This window comes from Proteus sp. PR00224, assembly GCF_016238105.1.
In the GTDB taxonomy this organism is placed as follows: domain Bacteria; phylum Pseudomonadota; class Gammaproteobacteria; order Enterobacterales; family Enterobacteriaceae; genus Proteus.
Map to the genome: position 1 here is coordinate 153,231 of NZ_JAEHQU010000002.1, position 25,107 is coordinate 178,337.

The window sequence follows — 25,107 nt, forward strand, 5'->3', positions numbered from 1 at the left end:
TTTATACAAAAAATGGTCTTTTTTAAGACCATTTTTTTATTTATACATAAAACTAACAGCAAAGGTTAGTCAATGGAATCTAAGTCATCTTCGATAGCTTTCGCATTAGGGTTTTCTTTTACTGTACCCGCTTGGAAGTCATTACTTTGGAAATAGGCTTCACGCATCATTAGATAAGGATCAGACGAGTTTTGTAAAATTGCATCAGAGTCGAGCAATTGTGCTCGTGTTTCAATGCCTTCTAATGCCCATTTACCCGCCGACATCCAAAATGTTAAATAGCTCAGCATAGGATACGTTAAATCAGCCCAATCACCACCTTCTTCACGGACAGTAAAGCTACCATAGCCCGGAACAACAACATAAGGGCCATAATCCATACCATAATGCCCTAATGTGCTACCAAATCGCATTGGGACTTCTTTTTCCATCGTCTCTTTAGACATGCCAGCAACATCTATTAAACCGCCCATACCAAAAACGGTATTAATCCAGAAACGACCAAAATGTTTTGCACCTTTTTCAAAGTCACCACGCAATACGCTGTTTACCATACTTGCAGGCTCTTCTAAATTACCTAAAAAGTTAGATAAGCCATTTCTTGCTGGTGGTGGCACATAATCACGCCAAACAACGGCAACTGGACGTAAGATATAGGGGTCTAAAACATAGTAGTTAAAATCAAACATCTGGCGGTTAAACCCTTCTAATGGGTCAGAGCGCCCCTCCCCATTATTAGGGGTACTTGCACATCCTGAAAGTAAGGCGACTGAAAGAGCAACACCGCACAGGCGATACTTCATAATGTTCTCCGCTAATTATCTTATGATGAGCAGCATCATAGTTCGCATATTCATAAACTCTACACATAATACTGTCAATGCATGATAAGTGGTACTTTTATTAGGTTTTGATCTTATAAGATAATTCGGGTTTTGTGATTACCTTATCGAGCTGATTTAAAATATTAGCCCAATATTATTAGGCTAATATAAAAATACATGGTGTGATTTAATTATATTCTTTTATCGCTAATAGCTCTTCTGGATCTAAATATGAAAAATGCTTTTTTAGTGAGGGCTTACCAGAAATATGAAAATCATCTTTAACCACTAACGTGCCATTTTCAGTATAAAAATTCACTAAATACTCAAGATTTTCGTCAGTAACAGCTTGGTCTGCATTGGTTATTAATTGCGTTAGCAATTGGGTATATTGTTCCAATTCTTCAGTAGTGAAAATTTTCCTCTCCTTATCTTTAAGCCAGATAAGGAATTTAAATAAAAAAAACGCTCATCAGGAGAGTTCTTAAATACAATCAATTACCACCACTAAGTGATGGTAATAATAATTGCTGGAAAAGTTGTATAATATGACATAAAAATAAACCTTATAAATAGACTAAATAAAATCTAGCAGTAATTTATTTTTTAAACAAAAAATACAGGATCAGACGTGCTATTTATTTTACGCAATATCTCAATAACGTCCTTATCAGTAATTCTATTAGCGTTCATTTTTACTTGGAAGGTTTCTAATTGTGTCCCTTTTGCATCATCACTATCACTATGATATTCGCGTAAGTTAATAATCGTTTTGATGCCTTGGGCTTCTAACCATTTCATTTCACCCGGTGTTGGCTGTCCTGAACGATAAACTTTTTCTGAAACTTGATAGAAATTTTCAGGAGGTACAAGAATATCAATTAGCCTAGAGTTACACCCCACCAGTAGAAAAAAATAAGTAATAAATAAAAATTACAGATATCGAATATCATTAATTGATTTTATGTCCATATAAAAACCTAAATTTATTATTGGTGATTGAACGAAGAAGTAAAACAAGGGTGATAATAGCGTGAACTGATAAACACTGCTCTAGGAATAATATTTAAATTTACAGGATGGGTAATAGATGGCGTTCCCTACAGGAATCGAACCTGTAACTAGCCCTTAGGAGGGGCTTGTTATATCCATTTAACTAAGGGAACATACGTAATAAAATTAAGTACAACTGATGGACGGGCTATATTCTACCCCCCTCACTCTCTATTAATCAAGTTTTAACGCACTGATATTGGAAGGAATTTTTTTGTTTCTTTTTTGAACAATGTAATTTGGCTTAAAAACCATCTGATAAATATCAGCATCAATGATTATGGTTTGTTCTTATATATGTCTGTTCTATTAAAACTCTTTCAGTTGTTTTAAAAACAATTTCGGTGAATATCCCATCTCTTTATTAAACATCGCACTAAAGGCGCTCGGATTTTCATAACCCAGTTCTAAAGCAACTTCAGTAACTGAATCACCTCTCTTTAAAGCGGTTAACGCATACATTAAACACGCTTTTTGACGCCAGTCTCGAAAAGAAAGACCCGTTTCTTTATGAAAAAGACGGGTAAAAGTACGTAGGCTCTTATTTAATTTTTCAGCCCACATTTCTGGTGTCGTGCGAATATTAGGTTGTGACATAAATTCAGTACACAATTCATCTAATAAAGCATGTTGCGGTAATGGTGTAAAATAAGGCAATGGCTTAGCATGAGCTAATTCATGACAAAGCAAAGTCAATAATGCACTATCTCGTCCACCTAAATCATAAAGTAAAGGAAGTTCATTGGCCGAAAGTAATAGCTGATGAAGCAGAGGGGAAACTTGTAAAACCTCACAATATTCTGAGTGACGAGGAATTTTATTAGGCTCAATATAGAGACTATAAGTACTACTCCCCAACATCAGTACTTGATGTACCTTTTCTGCTGGGATCCACACACCACTGTAAGGTAATACAATCCATTGACCATCTTCTGTTTTAACTTTCATTACCCCATTAGGGGCATATAAAAATTGAGCTCGTCGATGATGGTGAGCTTCAAGTAATGTGTCATAAGGATAATCAGAGCCTAATGCTAAAATATCACGAGGAAGGTTATCCACACTGTTGATATCGATATTACGCATAATATTTAAATTGTCCTAAATTCGTATAAATTTGTCATTATCGCGTGGGTAAGCCATCATTTTATTCTATATTGTTAATCTCCTGACTCAACAGGAGATTTGAAATGACACTCTGGCTGATTTCTTTTGGTTTAATTTCAGGCATCACAACATGGTTATTTGGCTTTGGCGGTGGCTTTGTCACTGTTCCCTTACTCTATACACTTATTCTTACACTCTGGGGAATAGACAGTTTACCTGCTGAACATGCTATGCAAATCGCAGTTGCTACCTCTGCATTAATTATGTTGTTTTCTGCGACAGTCACAACCATTAAACACCATAAGGCCAAAAGGCTTGATTGGAATATCATGTCCATTTTGTTTATTGGTATCGCTTTTGGTGGGATCTTAGGTGCTCTTCTCGCCTTAACAGTTGAAGGTGTGTGGATCAAATGGATCTTTATTGGTTATCTTTTTGTCACTATATTAGACTGCTATTTTCGCCCCGGTTTTATGGCTCCTACTCACAACTCAAAAAAAGTGACCAAAGCAAAAGAAAGCATTAATGGTACAGTAATTGGTATTATTGCCGCTTTTCTAGGGGTTGGTGGAAGTGTGATGACAGTACCTTTATTGCGCCGTAGAGGAACACCAATGGCACAATCAGCAGCAATCGCCAATGCATTAACCTTACCTTTAGCACTCACTGCAACATTCACTTATGTCGCCCTCTCTTTTACGTCACCTTTAAATAGTGAATCTGGTTTTATTGGTTATATTTGGCTAAAAGCTGCACTTATTCTGATTTGTAGCACTTGGGTTGGCTTGAAGATCTCTGAACGCTTTTTATCTCGTATTCCCGACAAATGGCATGCAAGAGTCTATCCTCTGTTACTGAGTCTTGTTTTGATTGTCATGCTGTTTTAAATCCTTTCTTCTATGAAGAGACAAAGGCAATAAACAACGAAAAAAACAATAATGGCTACACATAAAATAGTGGCAAATGGTGGTTTTTAGTATTCAAAAAATCGCCATTTTTTAACATTTCACCTTATCTTTTTCCTACGCACCTTCACTTAGCATTAATGATATTAAGACACATAAAACAAAAAATATCTCTTTTTGACAATCACGATACAGTTCCATAACTATTAATATCATTAATTAATATTTAAACATAATGAACAATAATTTATAAATTGTCTCGTATTTAGCATCAGTTTGTTCACGTTTTACTGAGCCTTTTTTGTATTATTAATCACCAATTTATTTTTCTTTTTTATTTGTATTTATCATCAAAATAATAAGTTAGCTGTTTTTCAAAAGAAAATAATTTAAGAAGAAACTGGATTTAAACAAAATAAAAAACATTATTTATTCTGATTTTTAAATAACAAATTATTTACAATATAACGAATTTCCGATATATAAATAATTATATATCGATAGGCTTTTTTGTCAAATTTAAATTATTATTAATCATATATTTTAAATACACTTTAATAAAATAGATTGATAATATAAGCTAGTGAATTTAAAAGAACAATCTACAACTGTTATATCCCTTAAAATCTCCTATTTCTTCTCCAAACTTTTATAATAGTATCCAATGGAGGAAAATAATTATCATTTGATTTTGTCTATTTTAGTTAAATTATTTAGTGACATTTATTAACGTCTTATTCTCTATTATTTATTATTTACAACCAAGTCATCACTTATGGATTAATAAAATGGAGACGCCTTCAAATATTTATTTAACTGTCTGTATATAATATTTAGCTATAAGAAGAAACTGGAGGTTATATGAGTATTAGTCGTCGTTCTTTTATTAAGGGGATGGGAATAGGATGTGTGGGTTGTACCGTGAGTAGTTTACCACCAGGTGCACTTGCATTTAATCCTGTAGATTCTCTTAAGGGTCAGTCAAAATTAACACCTAGCCTGTGTGAAATGTGTTCTTATCGTTGTCCGATAGAAGCTCAGGTTGTTAACAACAAGACCGTTTTTATCCAAGGAAATAGAAATGCGGAACACCAAAGTAGCCGAGTTTGTGCAAGAGGTGGAAGTGGCGTTAGCCTAGTTAATGATCCAAATCGGATTGTCAAACCCATGAAACACAAAGGCCCTAGAGGTGCTGGTGAATGGGAAGTAATAAGCTGGGAACAAGCTTATCAAGAAATTGCAGAAAAAATGAATGCCATAAAACAAAATTATGGTGCAGAAAGTATCTCTTTTTCATCTAAATCAGGTTCACTCTCTTCTCACCTTTTCCATTTGGCAGCCGCATTTGGTTCACCGAACACGTTTACACACGCATCGACTTGCCCTGCGGGTAAAGCCATTGCAGCATCAGTGATGATGGGTGGCGATCTTGCGATGGATTTAGCAAATTCTAAGTATATTATCTCTTTCGGTCATAACCTTTATGAAGGTATTGAAGTCTCTGAAACACACGAACTAATGAGCGCCCAAGAGCGTGGTGCAAAACTAGTCAGTTTTGATCCTCGTTTATCTGTCGTTTCAAGTAAAGCAGATGAGTGGTTCGCAATCCGCCCTGGCGGGGATTTACCTGTTTTAATGGCAATGAGCCATATTCTTATTAAAGAAGATCTTTACGATAAAGATTTTATTGAGAAATTTACCGTTGGCTTCCCACAATTAAAAGACGTTTTACAAGATACAACACCTGAATGGGCTCAAGCACATTCTGATGTTCCCGCTGAAGATATTGTTCGTATCACACGCGAAATAGCAGCAAAAGCACCTCATGCACTGATTATGCCTGGTCACCGCGCAACCTTTAATAAAGAAGAAATCAATATGCGCAGAATGATCTTCACCCTCAATGCCTTACTCGGCAATATTGAACGTGAAGGCGGTATGTATCAGAAAAAAGCAGCTTCAAAATATAATAAATTAGCAGGCATTAATGTTGCTCCTGAATTAGCGAAACCAAGCGTTAAAGGTATGCCTGAAATTACCGCAAAACGCATTGATGCAACAGCACCTCAGTTCAAATACATCAATAAAGGTGGTGGTATTGTTCAGTCCATTATTGATTCAACTTTAGATGGTGTGCCGTATCAAACAAGAGCATGGATTATGTCTCGTCATAATCCATTCCAAACGGTCAGTTGTCGTCCAGAGTTGGAAAAAGCAGCACAGAAATTAGATTTAATTGTTAGCTGTGATGTGTATTTAAGTGAAAGTGCTGCTTATGCAGATTATCTGTTACCTGAAACCACTTATTTAGAGCGTGATGAAGAGATTTCTGATGTTTCAGGGCTAAATCCTGCTTATGCCTTACGCCAGCAAGTTGTTGAACCTATTGGCGATACAAAACCAAGCTGGTTAATTTGGATGGAACTAGGTAAAAAATTAGGTCTAAGCCAATATTTTCCTTGGGAAAATATGGGAGTTCGTCAGTTGTATCAAGTTAATGGCGATGAGGCACTGTATAAAGAAATCCATAAAAAAGGCTATTTATCTTATGGTATTCCATTGCTATTACGTGAACCTACCTATGTTAAAGCGTTCGTAGAACAATATCCTGATGCGATTAAGCATGTTGATGACAATGATATGATGGAAAAAGCTCTCTCATTTAAATCACCAAGTGGCTTAATTGAAATTTACTCTGAAGAATTAGAAAGCCGTTTAGAAAACTATGGTATTCCACGCTTCCACAACTTCCCATTAAAAGAAAAAGACGAGCTTTATTTTATCCAAGGTAAAGTCGCCGTTCATACTAATGGTGCAACACAATACGTACCATTATTAGCTGAATTAATGTGGGAAAACCCAGTTTGGCTACACCCTGAAACAGCTAAAAATCATGGAATTAAACATGGTGATGAAATCATTCTGGAAAACAGTATAGGCAAAGAAAAAGCACATGCTTTGATCACTGAAGGCATTCGCCCTGACACCGTATTTGTTTATATGGGATCAGGTGCAAAAGCAGGTGCGAAAACAGCAGCGACTACAACAGGCGTTCACTGTGGCAACTTATTACCTCATGAAATTAGTCCTGTATCAGGTACTGATGTGCATACATCAGGTGTCAGAATTAGTCGGGCTTAAGGAAAAAATAACGATGAACAATAATGATAAACAATTTGTCATGTTACATGATGAGAAACGTTGTATTGGCTGCCAAGCTTGTACTGTTGCGTGTAAAGTCATCAATGACATTCCAGAAGGATTTAGCCGACTTCAAGTCCAAATTCAAGGTCCTCATGACGACGAAGCGGGTAACCCACATTACCAATTTTTCCGTGTTTCTTGCCAGCATTGTGAGGATGCACCTTGTGTTTCTGTTTGTCCTACTGGTGCCTCTTTTATTGATGAGAATGGTATCGTTCAGGTGAAAAAAGAGCTGTGTATCGGCTGTGATTACTGTGTTGGTGCTTGTCCTTACCATGTTCGTTATATCAATCCAATGACGCATATCGCAGACAAATGCAACTTCTGTTCTGATACTCGATTATCTGAGGGTGAATTACCTGCATGTGTATCAGTATGCCCAACAGATGCACTTGCTTTTGGTCGCATCGACTCACCTGAAATTCAGGCTTGGATCAAACAAAAATCCGTTTATCAATACCAATTAGATAATGTCGGAAAACCAAGTTTATTCCGTCGTAAAGAAATCCATCAGGGAGATAAAGCATGACTAGTATCTGGGGAGCAGAACTCCATTATACGCCAGATTATTGGCCTGTATGGTTAATGGCAGCTGGTTTATTAATCGTTGCTATGATAGCAGTATTAGTTATTCATGGCTTACTACGCTATGCCCTTGCACCAAAACACTCTGGTCATTATGAAGAAGAGCGAGTTTATTTATATTCTAAAGCAATTCGTTTTTGGCACTGGGGTAATGCTTTACTGTTTATCCTATTACTATTAAGCGGATTTTTAGGGCATTTCTCTATCGGAAATGTCACTTCAATGGTGCTATTACATAAGATCTGTGGTTTTGTACTTATCGCGTTCTGGATTAGTTTTATTTTTATCAATCTAACAACCAGTAACGGTGTGCATTACAAAGTAAGATTTAGCGGATTAATTGGTCGTTGTATCAAACAAGCTCGCTTTTATCTTTACGGTATAATGAAAGGTGAACCACATCCTTTCGCAGCAACTGAAACTGATAAATTTAACCCACTTCAGCAACTCGCTTACTTAGGTGTGATGTTTGGTTTAGTGCCACTGTTACTTGTTACTGGATTATTATGTTTATATCCTGAAGTCCTCGGTTATGGCTATTGGATGCTAAAAGCACACTTAGTATTAGGAATAGTGGCATTAATGTTTATTTGTGCACACTTCTACTTATGTACACTGGGTGATACTTTCACTCAAACATTCCGTAGCATGATCGATGGTCATCACCGTCACCAGAAACATGATGATCATGGTTCCATAGCAGAAAAAACAGAGCATTAATTTCTCAATATTCCTTCTGTTACGTTTCATTTCCTAAAATGCCCGTTTGAACGGGCATTTTTTTGATCTTAATTCAGAAATAATTTTATAGTTTTATTATTAGCAAATATATCATTTTATTTACATGTTATTCGGTGTATAGTCGGCGCCCACTCTCGCTATATAAATATTTATGCAATGATATACATTGCATTTGCGATGGGTATCATGAAGATTGGCAAATGAGTGCAGCAATTGGTTATCAAACAGCTTATCGTGCTGGTGGATCAAATCATACCGAAAATGGATTAAGTCCTGCTGTCACATTAATGTTTAAACCTCTCAAAGACTAACTGTTACCGTCTCTTCATATTCACAGCGAAGAGGCAACAATAGTCCATCCCAATGTGATATTAACTACTATTATCCATAGATAGTCATTTAATGATAAATACTTAAATTTTGATCTAATAACGTATTTCCTCCAACGCACACATTTTGTCTTTATCATATTAAAATTCATTCTTTTTAAATTTATTGGTATAAAAGGCATAAGTTATCCGTTTAATAGCTTCAAAAATGTTATCAGGAGGTGAAATCATGGTGGGTAATATAAGAGGTAATTTTATGGGAAGCTTATTCTAAACAAGTATTAATTAGCTGTTTTTTTCTCATACAAATAAATACGAGAATATATTTCTCTAAGTATGAAATTCTCAGTTCATTTGTAATAAAATTATTCTTTTTTTCTTAAAATTAAAAATTCTCATTCTCTATATACGTAAAATGCCCTAATAAGGGCATTGGTTTCATATAGAGGCTTTATTTCATCTATTAAGAAAATTCTTATTATTAACTAACCAGAGAGACACACTTACATATAAGAATTATCTTACTCAATTTAGTTATTCTAAAATGAGTTACTTTCTAATTTAAGAATATTATTAGAAGATAGAAAGAGCCTTGCTATCGAAATGAGCTGGAATATGTTGTTCATTACGCTCAGTTTCTTGAGCTATTCCACCTGTTACTTCTTCAAAGAAGCTACCAATATTAACGCCTAGTACTTCAAGTACTCTAACTAAGCAATCAATATCAATACGGTTTACACCACGCTCATAACGAAATAACTGTTGTTCACTAATATCAATCTCTTTTGCTAACTGAAATACAGTATAACCTTGAGATTTTCTTAATGACTTAATTTTTTGTCCAACTGCATAAGCGACTGGATACTTGCTACTCATAATATTGTTCTCGCTTTTCACTTTGATTGATATCTAATTTTATAATGGTGTGTTCCTGCGTAATAATATATAAAAATATATACTATCGAGGACACCTTTTTGTTTTAATAAAATATTATTTTTAGTAGATAAGAAATATTACAATTCATAACATGACTTATCATATGTAAATAATATACTACGCATTTAAACACTTTCAACTAGTCGAAAAAAGACAGTGCAAGCACAATGATTTACTCACACTAGTAAAGAATACCTAGGATAATGGTATATTTCCTTTATTTTCATGCATTTAAAATATTTTATTTATAAAATTACGCTTTTTTTCCCTTAAACTTTACTCATTAATTAGAATTATTATCTACTACAAGCTTAATTTAAAGTGCGATTGTTTGAATTGTGTAAAAATAAATCAACTTATATCAGTCTAATTTATTTAAAATAATAAATTAACCTCATAAAGGTAACGATTTTCTTATTTTTATTAAATAGCTTAAGCAATATCAATGAAATCTGATGAGTTTATAAAAAAGTCAATATTACACTTTAATTTCAATGAATTACATGCATTACATTGAAATATGGATATAAATCTCATTTTAAACATTTGTTAATTAATTTATATAAGCATAAACCCTTACTCTTTCAACTAAATATATTTCAAGATCCACAATTCTTTATTACTCCAGAATAAAAAATTATAGATTTAATTACGCATTTTTTTTGAATTTTTATTAATGAATAACTTATTTTAATTTTCAATTAGATTAAAAATCTTCTTTATGAAATAGAAAAAAGGTGAATGTGAATATAAATATTTTTGTTTTATCAGTAAGTTATTTGAAGATTATGCTTATTACCATAAAAACCATTCTTTTTATGAGCATAAAATACTATTCTTTCTTTTTCACTCAAATACCCGTATTTGATGCATTACAAAAATAGTGTAATCATCGCATCTTAAGCCAAATTAACGAGGGAATGAACTATTAAATATCGCCTTTAGCATGATCTAATTTTGTTAAAAAAAACAAAAATTAATCTTTTTACGTCCTAAGTAATCACACCTATTCCATATAAGAGTTATTCTTAGGGTAAAATAAACATTAATATTTTTATATAATTTATATTCCTACTAAATGCACAATTTTCTCCATTTTTCGTAAAAAATGAAATTAACCACTTCAGGACAAATCACTTAATGATGAAACAAGTGTTTTTTGCTTTATATCATTTACTATCCAGTTCATTATGATGAAAAAAATTGATAAATATCAAATTTTAAGATTAATTTATTTTAAATCATGGAGTTAAATAAGATATTCCGTTCTATCATATCTTTAAAAAAGAAGAATAAAGAAGATAAAACATCATTATATTTTATCTTTCTTCTTGTTAGCGCTATCCTATAGTTTATAAAAAGTAAGAAGTATTAACTATAAAGCCCTATTTTTATCTTTTAATCTTCTGAATTTTTTCTTAAAAAATGCGTGCCACATATTTTTCAATGCTGATTTAAAATGTTTTAACTTACTCATTTTATGAGAGATATTGCTCATAAAAAGTGCTCAAATAATTTATAACCGTGTCTCTGAGGTTATTTAATTTTATTAATAAACTGAAAATGCCTATTTCTACGCCTAAAGAGAGTAGATCTTTCTTTTTCAGTTAGAGTAATTTTTTTAATATTTTCGGCTCAATATTTGAGCTCCACTCAAAAATAAATACATACTTTCTACTGAGCCCCCTCATCCCAAATGATTAACTTAACAATAGAAGAGAGTGATTTTCTTTTTAAGCGCCTCCACTTTAAATGATAAAAACACAACAGAATGTAAAAAAGCGTAATAAAGAAACCGACTAATGATCACTTTTCACAGAAAACACAATGCAATAGCAAGTTAAAACAGCCTTAGAAACGAATAGCACCAAAGGAACAAAATAAGCCGCTAAGTATTGCCTTGGGTATAGGGTATATGCCAATACAAGGATTAGGAAAGCATGTGAGTAAGGATATGCGGTCATGAACGGGGCATGTATGAGCAAGATGATAAAACAACAGATATAGAAAAAACAATTAAGGCTTAAAAGAATGCAACTAAACGGCAATAACACAGGTATTAAAAACAAAATAACTATTGTTGCTTGTTTTTGAGAAGTACTAGGGAGAACAAAGAAGAAATTATAACGCAGGAATAAAGAAGTGGTGGGCGGTATTGGGCTCGAACCAACGACCTCCTCCTTGTAAGGGAGATGCTCTACCAACTGAGCTAACCGCCCGCTTTATTATTAAATGGTGGGTCGTGGGCGATTCGAACGCCCGACCAATTGATTAAAAGTCAACTGCTCTACCGACTGAGCTAACGACCCATTTAATAATTTTGCGTAAATCTGTAAGTAGCTTTGTGAATGGTGGGTCGTGGGCGATTCGAACGCCCGACCAATTGATTAAAAGTCAACTGCTCTACCGACTGAGCTAACGACCCGTCACAATGTTCACTACTTTATGTTGTATTTTTAGGAATGGTGGGTCGTGGGCGATTCGAACGCCCGACCAATTGATTAAAAGTCAACTGCTCTACCGACTGAGCTAACGACCCATACCTAACTGTGTGATATTGCGCGAAATAACCGGATGAAGTGGTGGGCGGTATTGGGCTCGAACCAACGACCTCCTCCTTGTAAGGGAGATGCTCTACCAACTGAGCTAACCGCCCACTTCATGATGACTAAATTCTCACTACCACGCTTTAATGTAATTGGTGGGCGGTATTGGGCTCGAACCAACGACCTCCTCCTTGTAAGGGAGATGCTCTACCAACTGAGCTAACCGCCCAATTACACTAAATCATACAACTTATCACAACGAAAAATAATGGTGGGCGGTATTGGGCTCGAACCAACGACCTCCTCCTTGTAAGGGAGATGCTCTACCAACTGAGCTAACCGCCCGTCGTGATGGGGTGCATTATAGGGATACTGCGCTATGAGTCAACGATTTTTATCAGTTTTTTATCGTGAAAATGATCGTTCGTTTTATTTTTAGTCAAGATGCTTTTTTTAGCACCATAAGTGACACAGCAATTAACCAAAGTAATCCTACGGATACTCTTCGTCAAACAAAAAATCATCAATTTGAAAAATTTATCTCTGTTAAAAGCTTAATGCCATTGAGGAATTAGCATCCAGTGATAAAATAAGGCAACCATTTCGTTTTTTTGATAATCACGATTACTTATCTATATATAAGTAAGACGTACAAAGGCAATCCCAATGAGTAAAATAAAAACCCGTTTTGCACCAAGTCCTACTGGCTATCTACATGTTGGTGGTGCGCGTACCGCACTTTATTCCTGGTTATATAGCCGTCACAATAAGGGCGAATTTGTACTGCGTATAGAAGACACCGACTTAGAACGCTCTACACAGCCAGCCATCGATGCAATCATGGACGGTATGAATTGGTTAAATCTGAATTGGGATGAAGGTCCTTATTATCAGACTAAACGCTTCGATCGCTATAACCAAGTGATTGATCAAATGTTATCTGCGGGTACTGCATACCGTTGCTATTGTTCTAAAGAGCGTTTAGAACAACTACGCGAAGATCAAATGGCGAAAGGTGAAAAACCTCGTTACGATGGTTGTTGCCGTGGCGGTAACCATAATCACAGCGCTGATGAGCCTCATGTTGTGCGTTTCTTAAACCCACAAGAAGGTTCTGTTATTTTTGATGACAAAATTCGTGGCCCGATTGAATTTAGTAACCAAGAGCTTGACGATCTGATTATTCGCCGTACTGATGGCTCTCCAACTTATAACTTCTGTGTTGTTATTGATGACTGGGATATGGAAATCACTCACGTCATTCGTGGTGAAGATCATATCAATAACACACCTCGCCAAATCAATATTCTCAAAGCATTAGGTGCGCCTGTACCTGAATATGCTCACGTATCAATGATTTTAGGTGACGATGGTAAAAAACTATCTAAACGTTATAACGCAGTCAGCGTAATGCAATATCGTGATGACGGCTATTTACCAGAAGCACTATTAAACTACTTAGTACGTTTAGGCTGGTCCCACGGTGACCAAGAGATCTTTACTATTGATGAAATGATTGAACACTTCACTTTAGAAGCTATCAGTAAATCAGCAAGTGCATTTAATACTGATAAATTACTTTGGTTAAACCATCATTACATCAATACACTGCCAGCAGAGAAAGTTGCAGTTCATTTAGATTGGCATATCAAACAACAAAATATTGATACCAGTAATGGTCCATCATTGGTTGAACTGATCAAATTATTAGGCGAACGTTGCAAAACATTAAAAGAGATGGCTGAAAGTTGCCATTACTTCTATGTTGATTTCGAAACCTTTGAAGAAGCTGCCGCGAAAAAACATTTACGCCCAGTAGCTCGTCAACCATTAGAAGTTGTTCGTGATAAGTTATCAGCAATTACAGAGTGGACGGCTGAAAATGTTCACCAAGCCATTCAAGATACTGCTGATGAATTAGAAGTGGGTATGGGTAAAGTGGGCATGCCATTACGAGTTGCTGTAACAGGTGCAGGTCAATCTCCTGGCTTAGATGTTACCGTTCACGCTATTGGTAAAACGCGTAGCATTGCACGTATTAATAAAGCATTAGACTTTATTACTGAAAGAGAAAACCAAGCTTAATTGCCACGTTAATCTTGCTTATTAAGAAAGATACATTCCTAAAATGGGGAATGTATCTTTTTTTTGTACTCTTTTTCAGCAATCAATAAATAATGTGAGATTAACTGATTGACAGTATTGTGCTTGTTGCCTATTATCAAGCCCGTTCCAGTATGTTGGGGCTATAGCTCAGTTGGGAGAGCGCTTGCATGGCATGCAAGAGGTCAGCGGTTCGATCCCGCTTAGCTCCACCAATATACTTCTAGAACAATCTAATATGTGGGGTTATAGCTCAGTTGGGAGAGCGCTTGCATGGCATGCAAGAGGTCAACGGTTCGATCCCGTTTAGCTCCACCAGAATTTTAAGATCCTGAAGAGAAATCTTCGGGATTTTTTGTTTTCTACTCCCTCTACTTTTTAATATTGCGGGTAAGCCCATATTCAAGCCATAAAAAATGAATGGCCTGATAATATTAACTTTAGTTAACATAATTCATGAGATGGCATATTTATGAAAAAGAGTGAATTAGAAAATGTATTGTCATTATTTATTGAATTAAGCCAAAAAATTATTAATGCATTACCACCTGAAAAATCAGGTATAAACAATAATTAGCATCACCGCTTTAATGGCTTTAATAACCCTTCTAGACCTTCAATTTTAATTGCTAAGGTCATCTCCATAAGTTGACCAAGCTTACCTTCAGGAAACTCGCCTTTCTTTGCAAACCACAATAAATATTCTTCAGGTAAATCAACCAACATACGCCCTTTGTACTTACCAAATGGCATTTGAGTGTTTGCTATATCGATAAGATGCTGTTTCTCTAACATGTTTTCTACCACGTTGTCATTGAAGGAATAGAACCGATTATAGGGCAATTTAAAGATAAAAAAAGCAGTACCCAAAGGTACTGCTTTATTTTCTGTTACTTGATTAACAAGTGACGCTGTTTACATTGTTATTTTATTCACATGCTATCTGTTTTATCTTCAGAGATTAAACAAACAGACCTGCGATAGCGGCTGATAAGAAGCTTACTAATGTAGAGCCGAACAGTAATTTCAGACCGAAACGAGAAACAACGTTACCTTGTACTTCATTCAGACCTTTAATCGCACCTGCTACAATCCCGATTGAAGAGAAGTTAGCAAATGAGACTAAGAATACAGATAAGATCCCCACAGAGCGTGGTGTTAACTCAGAAGCGATATCTTGTAAGCTACCCATTGCAACGAATTCATTAGACACTAATTTTGTTGCCATCACACTACCAACACGTAATGCATCTTGTTCTGGCACACCAATTACCCATGCTAATGGATAGAAAACGTAACCTAAACAATCTTGGAAGCTGATACCAAAAATCATGCTGAAAATCGCATTCACAGCAGCGATTAATGCAATGAAACCAATCAACATTGCAGCAACGATTAATGCAACTTTGAAACCCGCTAAGATGTATTCACCTAACATCTCAAAGAAGCTTTGGCCTTCATGCAGACTACCCATTTGAATATCTTCTTCATTTTCAACAGAATATGGGTTAATCACAGAAAGAACGATAAATGTACTGAACATATTCAGTACCAGAGCAGCAACAACGTATTTTGGATCTAACATTGTCATGTATGCACCAACAATTGACATAGATACTGTCGACATTGCTGTTGCAGCCATAGTGTACATACGACGCTGAGACATTTTGCCTAATACATCTTTATAGGCAATAAAGTTCTCTGATTGGCCAAGAACCAGTGAGCTCACCGCGTTGAATGATTCCAGTTTCCCCATACCGTTCACTTTAGAAAGCACAGTACCGATAATGCGGATCACGAAAGGTAATACTTTGATATGTTGAAGAATACCAATTAATGCAGAAATAAAGATAATTGGACATAAAACATTCAAGAAGAAGAATGCTAAACCACCTTTCATCATGCCACCGAATACAAACTCAGTACCCTGTGCGGCGTAGCCTAATAAGTGATCAAATAATCCAGCGAAGCCACGAACAAAGCCTTCACCAACATCAGAGTTGAGGAAGAACCATGCTAATGCGATTTCAATAACTAATAACTGCACGATATAACGCAGACGGATCCCTTTGCGGTTGTTACTCGCAACGAATGCTAATGCGCCAATAACGGCGAGTGCTAAAACGAAGTGAATGATAGAGGACATGCATGCTCCAAAAATAAAAATAAATCTTGTAGAGCATTTTATGTAACGCGTAACATTACGATGTGACTACTGTCACAATCTCATGAAACCGCATACACACTATTTATTAAATAAGATAGGTTGATCACACTTTGAAAGTTACTTAAGAAACATTAAATGTGAATTTAGCTTAAGTGAAAATGCCACTGAGAAGATTTCCCCAGTAGCATTTATTAAATATTAGGATGATTATTTCGATTGATCAAGTAATCGTATCATTTCATCTTCATCGATAACAGTTATCCCTAATTCGTTAGCTTTCACTAACTTAGAACCAGCTGCTTCACCCGCAATGACCATGTCAGTTTTTTTAGAAACACTTCCACTTACTTTTGCGCCTAACGCCACTAATCTGTCTTTTGCTTCATCACGCGTTAACTGTGCAAGTGACCCAGTTAACACAACGGTTTTACCCGCAAAAGGATTATCACCCGCTTCATGAGTCACAATAACAGGCGCTTGCCATGTAATACCGGCATCATTGATCAATTGATCTATAACCGTTCTATTGTGTTCCTCTTGGAAGAAATTAACGACATGTTTAGCGACGACATCACCCACATCAGGGACTAATTTTAGCGCTTCTACATCTGCATTTCGTAATTCATCAAGGGTTGAGAAATGTGTTGTCAATCCACTTGCTGTTGCTTCACCGACTTCTCGAATACCAAGTGCATAAATAAAACGTGCAAATGTCGTTGATTTAGCCTTATCTAAAGCAGTGATCAATTTTTTAGCTGATTTTTCACCCATTCTCTCTAAACCAGATAGAATTTTTTCATCTAAACGGAAGAGATCTGCTGGTGTTTTGACATATTCTTTCTCAACCAGTTGGTCGATAATTTTATCGCCCATTCCATCGACATCCATAGCTCGACGTGAAACAAAATGTTTAAGTGCTTCTTTACGTTGCGCTCCACAAATTAAGCCACCAGTACAACGAGCAACCGCTTCGCCTTCAATGCGCTCAATATCAGAATCACAAATAGGACAATGTGTCGGAAAGACAATTTCTTTAGCATCATCAGGGCGCTTTTCTTCAATCACACTGACAACCTGAGGAATAACATCACCAGCTCGACGAATAACGACCGTATCGCCAATGCGTATTCCTAAGCGTTCAATTTCATCAGCATTGTGTAACGTTGCATTACTCACAACAACACCTGCAACTTGAACAGGTTCTAAACGCGCAACAGGTGTAATCGCTCCAGTGCGCCCTACTTGGAATTCGACATCTTTGATAATCGTCATTTGCTCTTGAGCTTGGAATTTATAAGCAATAGCCCAACGTGGTGCTCTTGATACGAAACCCAGTTCCTCTTGCAATGCAATATCATCAACCTTGATAACAACCCCATCAATATCAAAACCTAAATTGGGGCGAACTTCTTCTACATGGTGATAAAAATCAAGTACTGCTTTGCTACCAGTGCAAAGTTTTACAGCATCGCTAACAGGCAATCCCCACTTTTTAAATTGTTGTAGGCGCTCATAGTGACTTGTAGGTAATTCGCCACCTTCAAGTACACCGACACCATAACAGAAAAAGGTTAATGGACGTTTTGCTGTAATACGAGGATCAAGCTGTCTTAATGAACCAGCTGCGGCATTGCGAGGATTAGCAAAAACTTTTCCGCCTGTGCGGCGCGCTTCTTCGTTTAAATATTCAAAGCCTTTTTCATTCATAAAGACTTCGCCACGAATTTCAATACGAGCAGGAATATCTTCACCATATAAACGCAGTGGAATAGCTTTGATTGTTCTCACATTCTCAGTGATATTTTCCCCTGTTGTGCCATCACCACGCGTTGCAGCTTGTACTAATACTCCATTTTCATAAAGTAAACTCACTGCCAATCCATCTAATTTTAATTCACAACAGAAAGTGATCTCTTCACTATTTTTTAAACGATCACGTAAACGCTTATCAAAAGCCAGATAGCTTGTTTCATCAAAAGCATTATCTAAGGAGAGCATCGGAATTTCATGTCTCACTTGCTCAAATGCCGTTAGGGGTAAAGCACCAACTCGCTGTGTAGGCGAATCAGAGGTAATTAATTCAGGGTGTTCAGCTTCTAATGCTTTTAGCTCATTCATTAAGCGATCGTATTCAGCATCAGGTATTTCAGGTGCGTCCATGACATGATAGAGATATTCATGGTGACGTAGAGTAACGCGAAGTTTATCAATTTTTTGTTGAGTGTTTTTATTCATGATTATCACCAAAGAAGAAAAACCCCCGCAAGCGGGGGCTTTTTTTACAGATATAAAGCTATTGATTTAAATCCAGCGTCCTGCGAATTCTAGATTTATAAAGCTCGATTTTTTGTGGCGTTAAGAGTTTGCGTTCATCATCCAGCACAACACCACCTACATCAGATGCTATTCGTTGAGCCGTAAGTAACATCAATTTAAAGTTTTGATTAGCATCACCATAAGATGGCACCATCATAAACATCGATACACCTGGTGTCGTTAATTCAGCCATCGTATCAATGTTAAATGTTCCTGGTTTCACCATATTCGCTAAACTAAACAACACAGGCCCATTGGCTGTTGGGTTGAGATGACGATGGAAAATATTCATTTCGCCAAACTGGAATCCAGCTTGAATGATACTTTGCATCAACACTTCACCATCCAGCATTTGACCATGATGTGCACTTACGTTTAGAACAATAACCAGCTCTTTCTCTGCTTCTGTTGCTTGCGGAGCAGATTCAACTTTTGGCTCTTCAGCCGGAGCATGATGCGAAGCCTCAGTTTCAACAGGAGTCACATGAGCCGTTGTCTCTGAAATTGAAGGCTCAAAACTCGCTGATGGGCTTACTGTATTAACGTGTGATTTTATTTCACTCGCAACATTAACCACAGGAGCTTGTTTTGGCTCATCCCTAACAATCGGTACAGGCTCATTTTCAATAACATCAAAAACACCAAGGCTTGGCTCTTGCTGTAATGAAGTGTCGTGAGAATTCCCTTTTGTTTGGTTTTCAGACATTAATGGATCTCTATCTACCACTGAAATTTCAGGTTCATGTAGAGGCTCCGATTTTATCGGTGGCTCACTCTCCCGCTTTTCAGTAGAGGATAAAGTTGATGTCTGATGACTAACCTCAGCATATTGTGGTTCGTCATCGTTCTCATCTGACTGATAATTCTGTTTCTGACGTTTTACTGGGCGATTACGGAAAAGCTTAGAACGCTCTTTTCGACCAATCCATAAGCCGTGTAATAACAAAGCTATGATTAAAATCGCACCAACAACGATTAATATCAGACGCAAATTTTGCTGCATCATTTCTATCTCTGTTGTCTTGAGGTTTAATAGCCACGTTGGCAAATATTACTTTTTACTAAGAGTATTTGCCAATGCTCATAAGTGCAAGCCAATACTTAATTTTCTTGTCACAAAGATACACACTTCAATCTCTTATGTGCGTTTTTTAGACAATTCATGACTAGTAAGGCTGATTATCTCCCTATATGATACTAGCTTGCCCTCATTGGAGAGAATAGGAAGTATGACAAATTTGACAGAAACGAATAAAAATTTAAATGGATTTCATTATTTTGCTCTTGGTTGGCGTTTAATTACACGCAAAGGGCTGAAGCGTTTTGTTATCTTACCCTTACTTGCCAACATTATTATTCTCGGAAGCGCTTTTTGGTGGTTATATGGTCAAATTGATGGCATGGTCAATTGGATGATGGAAAAAATTCCTGATTGGTTACAGTGGTTGAGTTATTTGATCTGGCCATTATCCGTTATTTTTATCTTATTAGTGTTCACTTATTTCTTTAGCACCTTAGCCAACATTATTGCTTCTCCGTTTAATGGATTATTGGCTGAAAAATTAGAAGGTCAAATAACTGGCATTGCCCCACCAGATACGGGTGTTGCAGGTATATTGAAAGATGTTCCACGTATTTTAAAGCGTGAGTTAACTAAAATAGCTTATTATTTACCTCGCGCTATTGTTTTGTTATTGCTCTATTTTATTCCTGCTATCGGACAAACCGTTGCGCCTGTTTTATGGTTTGCTTTTGGTGCTTGGATGATGGCAATTCAATATAATGACTTTCCATTTGATAACCATAAAATTTCATTTGCAGAGATGAAATCTTCACTTAAACAGGATAAATGGAATAATCTTCAATTTGGTATGATTATTAATATTTTTACCATGATCCCTATTCTAAATTTAGTCATCATGCCAGTTGCGATCTGTGGTGCAACAGCAATGTGGTGCGATCGTTATCGTAAACAACATGTGCAAGATGGGCAGTGGTAAACCTAATTTAGCGACATATCGATAAATATAAAAAAACCCCGTTTTATTCTTCTTAGACGGGGTTTTATTTTATGGTTTTTCTAAAATGTGATTTAGCTTATTTTGTTATTAACCAGACTACTCAATTAATGAACGAATATAATCTTTCGTTTCTTCTCTATCCATCGGCTCACGCTCATTAATACCCATTTCAAAGATATTTAATGCGCCATCTAGTTTTTCAATAATCTCTTCATCATCTCGAATGCAGAGAATATAAGCATTTTCAAACGGTGTGAGATCGACCAATCGTAACCCTTTTTCTGTCAAAAAGTGGTTAATATATTCCAAATAAGGTAGTTCATAAGGCAACATATAAGGATCTACACTCACCTCATCCCAGTCAATATTTTCAACTTGAGATAAAATCAACGCACTCGGTGATTCAGGCAAAGAGATGTGCTCTAACGATTTTAGATCAGGAATATCACCGAAATATTCTGTCCACTCCACATAGTCCATTAATCCTTGAGCTGAGAGTGATTCATATAGCCAATTAAGGACATCTTCTTGAGCATCTGACTCGGGTAAATTTTCACGCAAAGCTTGCGCATCTAATTCAGGTACGGCGAGTTCAAGCGCACTAATCAACTCTTCAATGGTTTCCATTATGACCCCTGTATTTGCAGTAAATGTGGTTAAAAATAGATTATCAGCCATCAATATACTGTACATCTCTTGATTTATTAATTTGTGAATCGTCTCACTGACTCTTGATTAGAACCTTTTGGAATAAAAAGAGAAAAAAGTTATAAGTATATTCATAAAGCTTATTTCCATCTTTAGCTTGATGGCGTATGGTAATTTCATCTGACCTTATAAAAATTATGTACCGAGGATAAAAATGAGCAAGATTTTCGAAGACAACTCGCAAACTATTGGGCACACTCCCTTAATTCGCTTAAAACATTTCGGAAATGGCAACATTCTGGCTAAAGTGGAATCTCGTAACCCAAGCTTCAGTGTAAAATGCCGTATCGGTGCCAACATGATTTGGGATGCAGAAAAAAAAGGCATTCTTAAAGAAGGCGTTGAGCTTGTAGAACCTACCAGTGGTAATACTGGGATTGCTCTGGCTTATGTTGCAGCAGCTCGTGGCTACAAATTAACACTGACGATGCCAGATACCATGAGTGTAGAACGCCGTAAATTACTCAAAGCATTAGGTGCTAATTTAGTGCTGACTGAAGGCGCAAAAGGCATGAAAGGTGCCATTGATAAAGCCAATGAAATTCGTGATAGCGATCCTAAGCGTTACCTTTTACTACAACAATTTAGTAATCCAGCTAACCCTGAAATTCATGAAAAAACCACAGGTCCTGAAATCTGGAATGATACTGATGGTGAAGTAGGTGCTGTTATTGCTGGCGTCGGCACTGGTGGTACTATTACGGGTATTGGTCGCTATTTGAAAAAGACACAAGGTAAAGCGGTAACAATGGTTGCTGTTGAACCAGTAGGCTCCCCTGTTATAACTCAAGCTCTCGCAGGTGAAGAAATAAAACCGGGTCCACATAAAATCCAAGGTATCGGAGCTGGCTTTATTCCTGAAAACCTAGATTTATCGTTACTGGATCGTGTTATTCAAATCACTAACGAAGAAGCCTTTGATACTGCTCGTGAACTGATGACTAAAGAAGGTATTCTTGCGGGTATTTCTTCAGGTGCAGCTATTGCAGCTGCAGTAAAACTCGCAAAAGAACCAGAATTTGCAAATAAAGAAATTGTGGTTATTTTACCTTCTTCAGGTGAACGTTATTTAAGCACTCCACTTTTTGCTGACATTTCTGACAGCTAAATCGCGTCATCTCAATTGTAAAATATTTATTAAAAAAGCACCTCAATGGTGCTTTTTTTGTGGTAGAGATCAAAGTTTGTTATCCAGACAGGTGATTTATTTCTTCGAGTTTAGTATTTAATCAATTAATTATTTCGAAGGTCGAAATTAATCAGAAAATAACCGAGATGACAAAACGAACTCTTTTATCTTTCTGAACACTATTTTTATCAGATGACGCTTTACGGCTTAATATTATCTGATATTGCTACGCAAAGCAGGACAAATTCATCTACACTTACTAAGTCCTGACTTAATGTGAACAATTGAGTTATAAAAGGAAAAAATCCTATGTACCAGCAAGAAGTTACTATTACAGCACCAAACGGCTTACATACTCGTCCTGCGGCACAATTTGTAAAAGAAGCCAAAACATTTTCTTCTGATATCACGCTTATCTCTAGCGGTAAATCTGCCAGCGCTAAGAGCCTTTTCAAATTACAAACTTTAGGCTTAACCCAAGGTACTGTTGTAACTATCTCTGCTGAAGGCGAAGATGAAAAACAAGCTGTTGAAGCATTGGTAAAATTAATGGCGGAATTAGAGTAATTCGCAATTAAGCATTAACGCACTATTTATTCCCCTGAAACCATTCAGGGGAGTTAATTTCAATGATGATTTTAAAACAACAGTATTTTGCAATCCTATTCTTTTAAGATTATCACCAGCAAGTCATAGGATAAATTATGATTTCAGGAATTTTAGCGTCACCCGGTATCGCATTTGGTCAAACCCTTCTCCTCAAAGAAGAACCTATCATCATTAGCCAACGTAAGATCCAAAGTGATGAAATTGAAAATCAAATCGAACGCTTTAAAGACGGTCGTAACAAATCTGCACAACAACTAGAAATTATTAAAGAGCGTGCTGAAAAGAACCTTGGTGCGGATAAAGCCGAAATCTTTGAAGGCCATATCATGTTGCTAGAAGATGAAGAGTTAGAACAAGAAATTGTTACTCTTATCAAAAGTGACAAAAAAACCGCTGAAGCTGCGGTTCAATCTGTTATTGAAGATCAAGCAACCGCATTAGAAGCGTTAGATGACGAATATCTAAAAGAACGTGCAGCTGACGTTCGTGATATTGGAAAACGCTTAATGCGCAATATCTTAGAGATGCCAATTATCGATTTAAGTGCTATCTCAGAAAAAGTTATTTTAGTTGCAACTGACCTTACCCCTTCTGAAACTGCGCAATTAAGCTTAGACAACGTATTAGGTTTTATCACTGACTTAGGTGGCAGAACATCTCACACATCTATCATGGCTCGTTCATTAGAAATTCCAGCTATCGTGGGAACATCTAATGCGACACAAACAATTAAAAAAGACGATTATCTTGTTCTTGATGCGATTAATAACAAAATCATTATTAATCCATCAGATGAGGAACTCGAAGCATCAAAAGCTATCAAAGAAGAGTATCTACACGAAAAAGAAGAATTAGCAAAACTCAAAGACTTACCTGCTATTACACTTGATGGGCATCAAGTCGAAGTTTGCGCTAATATTGGTACAGTTCGAGATGTTGCTGGTGCTGAACGTAACGGTGCTGAAGGTGTTGGTCTGTATCGTACAGAGTTCTTATTTATGGATAGAGACTCTTTACCAACAGAAGATGAGCAATTCCAAGCCTATAAAGCGGTAGCTGAAGCTGTAGGAAGCCCAGCGGTCATTATTCGTACTATGGATATTGGTGGCGATAAAGACTTACCTTACATGAACCTACCAAAAGAAGAGAACCCATTCTTAGGCTGGCGTGCAATTCGTATTTGTCTTGACCGTAAAGAGATCCTTCATCCACAATTACGTGCTATCTTAAGAGCATCTGCTTTTGGTAAACTACGCATTATGTTTCCAATGATTATCTCTGTTGAAGAGATCCGTGCATTGAAAGCAGAACTTGAAATACTGAAAAGCCAGCTTCGTGAAGAAAAGAAAGCTTTTGATGAATCTATTGAAGTCGGTGTGATGGTAGAAACCCCAGCCGCAGCAGTGATGGCTCGTCATATGGCAAAAGAAGTTGACTTTTTTAGTATTGGGACTAACGATCTAACACAATATACTCTGGCTGTAGACCGTGGAAATGAGCTGATATCTCATCTATATAATCCAATGTCACCTGCAGTACTCAACCTGATAAAACAGGTGATTGATGCATCACATGCTGAAGGTAAATGGACTGGAATGTGTGGTGAACTTGCTGGAGATGAACGAGCAACATTGCTCCTTCTCGGCATGGGATTAGATGAGTTTAGTATGAGTGCGATTTCAATTCCTCGCATCAAAAAAGTGATCCGTAATGCGAATTACGATGATGCAAGAGCACTAGCAGAGCAAGCACTTGCTCAGCCAACTGCAAAAGAATTGATGGACTTAGTAGAAACTTTTACTAAAGAAAAGACACTATGCTAA

Annotated in this window: 19 protein-coding genes and 10 tRNA genes; 11 read left to right on the forward strand and 18 right to left on the reverse strand. The window is 36.5% G+C overall.

The annotated features are described in order from the left end of the window. Positions 1-65: 65 nt before the first annotated feature. The 5 genes from mlaA to JEP71_RS04095 all read right to left on the reverse strand — a co-directional run bounded on the left by mlaA (position 66) and on the right by JEP71_RS04095 (position 2,963). Entirely contained in the window at positions 66-803 is a 738-nt protein-coding gene (mlaA, locus tag JEP71_RS04075; protein ID WP_109370934.1) for a phospholipid-binding lipoprotein MlaA, read from the reverse strand. Between the two features lie 208 nt (positions 804-1,011). Beyond that, complete coding sequence (locus JEP71_RS04080) at positions 1,012-1,206, reverse strand: hypothetical protein (protein WP_198625805.1); 195 nt, start codon at positions 1,204-1,206, stop codon at positions 1,012-1,014. A gap of 224 nt (positions 1,207-1,430) precedes the next feature. After that, entirely contained in the window at positions 1,431-1,727 is a 297-nt protein-coding gene (locus JEP71_RS04085) for a fused DSP-PTPase phosphatase/NAD kinase-like protein (RefSeq protein WP_198619747.1), read from the reverse strand. Positions 1,728-1,915: 188 nt separating this feature from the next. Beyond that, positions 1,916-1,990 (reverse strand) — tRNA-Arg (locus tag JEP71_RS04090). A 196-nt stretch (positions 1,991-2,186) separates the two neighbouring features. Continuing rightward, a complete protein-coding gene (locus JEP71_RS04095; protein WP_109370937.1) occupies positions 2,187-2,963 on the reverse strand; it encodes an AraC family transcriptional regulator in 777 nt (258 codons plus the stop codon). 104 nt (positions 2,964-3,067) lie between these two features. Between JEP71_RS04095 and JEP71_RS04100 the strand changes: the two genes are divergently transcribed. The 4 genes from JEP71_RS04100 (at position 3,068) to phsC (ending at position 8,398) form a co-directional block, all read left to right on the forward strand. Further along, a complete protein-coding gene (locus JEP71_RS04100) occupies positions 3,068-3,871 on the forward strand; it encodes a sulfite exporter TauE/SafE family protein (protein WP_198625806.1) in 804 nt (267 codons plus the stop codon). 879 nt (positions 3,872-4,750) lie between these two features. After that, positions 4,751-7,030 carry a thiosulfate reductase PhsA gene (gene phsA / locus JEP71_RS04105; RefSeq protein ID WP_198625807.1) on the forward strand — a complete coding sequence of 760 codons (2,280 nt, stop codon included), beginning with the start codon at positions 4,751-4,753 and terminating at the stop codon, positions 7,028-7,030. Between the two features lie 13 nt (positions 7,031-7,043). Beyond that, a complete protein-coding gene (locus JEP71_RS04110; protein WP_198625808.1) occupies positions 7,044-7,622 on the forward strand; it encodes a 4Fe-4S dicluster domain-containing protein in 579 nt (192 codons plus the stop codon). Continuing rightward, the gene (gene phsC / locus JEP71_RS04115) at positions 7,619-8,398 is read left to right on the forward strand and encodes a thiosulfate reductase cytochrome B subunit (protein ID WP_198625809.1); all 780 of its coding nucleotides are present in this window, start codon (positions 7,619-7,621) and stop codon (positions 8,396-8,398) included. The genes JEP71_RS04110 and phsC overlap by 4 nt, the downstream gene beginning before the upstream one ends. A gap of 923 nt (positions 8,399-9,321) precedes the next feature. Here the strand turns inward: phsC and JEP71_RS04120 are convergent. From JEP71_RS04120 to JEP71_RS04155, 8 genes are all read right to left on the reverse strand, one after another. Beyond that, entirely contained in the window at positions 9,322-9,624 is a 303-nt protein-coding gene (locus JEP71_RS04120; RefSeq protein WP_196533856.1) for a helix-turn-helix domain-containing protein, read from the reverse strand. A gap of 2,204 nt (positions 9,625-11,828) precedes the next feature. Continuing rightward, positions 11,829-11,904 (reverse strand) — tRNA-Val (locus tag JEP71_RS04125). A 14-nt stretch (positions 11,905-11,918) separates the two neighbouring features. Beyond that, a tRNA-Lys gene (locus JEP71_RS04130) sits at positions 11,919-11,994 on the reverse strand. Between the two features lie 40 nt (positions 11,995-12,034). Continuing rightward, positions 12,035-12,110, reverse strand: a tRNA-Lys gene (locus tag JEP71_RS04135). Between the two features lie 38 nt (positions 12,111-12,148). Further along, positions 12,149-12,224, reverse strand: a tRNA-Lys gene (locus JEP71_RS04140). 41 nt (positions 12,225-12,265) lie between these two features. Further along, a tRNA-Val gene (locus JEP71_RS04145) sits at positions 12,266-12,341 on the reverse strand. Positions 12,342-12,384: 43 nt separating this feature from the next. After that, positions 12,385-12,460, reverse strand: a tRNA-Val gene (locus JEP71_RS04150). Between the two features lie 40 nt (positions 12,461-12,500). Further along, a tRNA-Val gene (locus JEP71_RS04155) sits at positions 12,501-12,576 on the reverse strand. Between the two features lie 321 nt (positions 12,577-12,897). Between JEP71_RS04155 and gltX the strand changes: the two genes are divergently transcribed. The 3 genes from gltX (at position 12,898) to JEP71_RS04170 (ending at position 14,652) form a co-directional block, all read left to right on the forward strand. Next, positions 12,898-14,316, forward strand: a complete 1,419-nt coding sequence (gene gltX / locus JEP71_RS04160; protein ID WP_109370941.1) for a glutamate--tRNA ligase — start codon at positions 12,898-12,900, stop codon at positions 14,314-14,316. Positions 14,317-14,473: 157 nt separating this feature from the next. After that, positions 14,474-14,549: transfer RNA gene (locus JEP71_RS04165), tRNA-Ala, on the forward strand. A 27-nt stretch (positions 14,550-14,576) separates the two neighbouring features. After that, positions 14,577-14,652: transfer RNA gene (locus JEP71_RS04170), tRNA-Ala, on the forward strand. 261 nt (positions 14,653-14,913) lie between these two features. Here the strand turns inward: JEP71_RS04170 and JEP71_RS04175 are convergent. The 4 genes from JEP71_RS04175 to zipA all read right to left on the reverse strand — a co-directional run bounded on the left by JEP71_RS04175 (position 14,914) and on the right by zipA (position 19,820). After that, entirely contained in the window at positions 14,914-15,129 is a 216-nt protein-coding gene (locus tag JEP71_RS04175; protein ID WP_023581656.1) for a DUF3820 family protein, read from the reverse strand. A gap of 166 nt (positions 15,130-15,295) precedes the next feature. Beyond that, positions 15,296-16,480 (reverse strand): NupC/NupG family nucleoside CNT transporter, encoded by a 1,185-nt coding sequence (locus tag JEP71_RS04180; protein ID WP_099073755.1) that lies wholly within the window; start codon positions 16,478-16,480, stop codon positions 15,296-15,298. Positions 16,481-16,708: 228 nt separating this feature from the next. Then, positions 16,709-18,736 (reverse strand): NAD-dependent DNA ligase LigA, encoded by a 2,028-nt coding sequence (gene ligA, locus JEP71_RS04185; protein WP_198625810.1) that lies wholly within the window; start codon positions 18,734-18,736, stop codon positions 16,709-16,711. Positions 18,737-18,794: 58 nt separating this feature from the next. Beyond that, the gene (gene zipA, locus JEP71_RS04190) at positions 18,795-19,820 is read right to left on the reverse strand and encodes a cell division protein ZipA (protein WP_409281909.1); all 1,026 of its coding nucleotides are present in this window, start codon (positions 19,818-19,820) and stop codon (positions 18,795-18,797) included. Between the two features lie 226 nt (positions 19,821-20,046). On the opposite strand from zipA, the gene cysZ reads away from it, so the two are divergent. Continuing rightward, complete coding sequence (gene cysZ / locus JEP71_RS04195) at positions 20,047-20,817, forward strand: sulfate transporter CysZ (protein WP_198619742.1); 771 nt, start codon at positions 20,047-20,049, stop codon at positions 20,815-20,817. A gap of 117 nt (positions 20,818-20,934) precedes the next feature. Here the strand turns inward: cysZ and JEP71_RS04200 are convergent, their stop codons facing one another. Next, on the reverse strand, positions 20,935-21,465 hold the full coding sequence (locus tag JEP71_RS04200) for a hypothetical protein (RefSeq protein WP_232797507.1): 531 nt from the start codon (positions 21,463-21,465) through the stop codon (positions 20,935-20,937). 235 nt (positions 21,466-21,700) lie between these two features. Between JEP71_RS04200 and cysK the strand changes: the two genes are divergently transcribed. The 3 genes from cysK (at position 21,701) to ptsI (ending at position 25,107) form a co-directional block, all read left to right on the forward strand. Then, on the forward strand, positions 21,701-22,654 hold the full coding sequence (gene cysK, locus JEP71_RS04205; protein ID WP_109370945.1) for a cysteine synthase A: 954 nt from the start codon (positions 21,701-21,703) through the stop codon (positions 22,652-22,654). A gap of 330 nt (positions 22,655-22,984) precedes the next feature. Beyond that, entirely contained in the window at positions 22,985-23,242 is a 258-nt protein-coding gene (gene ptsH, locus JEP71_RS04210; protein WP_006533407.1) for a phosphocarrier protein Hpr, read from the forward strand. 137 nt (positions 23,243-23,379) lie between these two features. Further along, positions 23,380-25,107, forward strand: a complete 1,728-nt coding sequence (ptsI, locus tag JEP71_RS04215; protein ID WP_198625811.1) for a phosphoenolpyruvate-protein phosphotransferase PtsI — start codon at positions 23,380-23,382, stop codon at positions 25,105-25,107.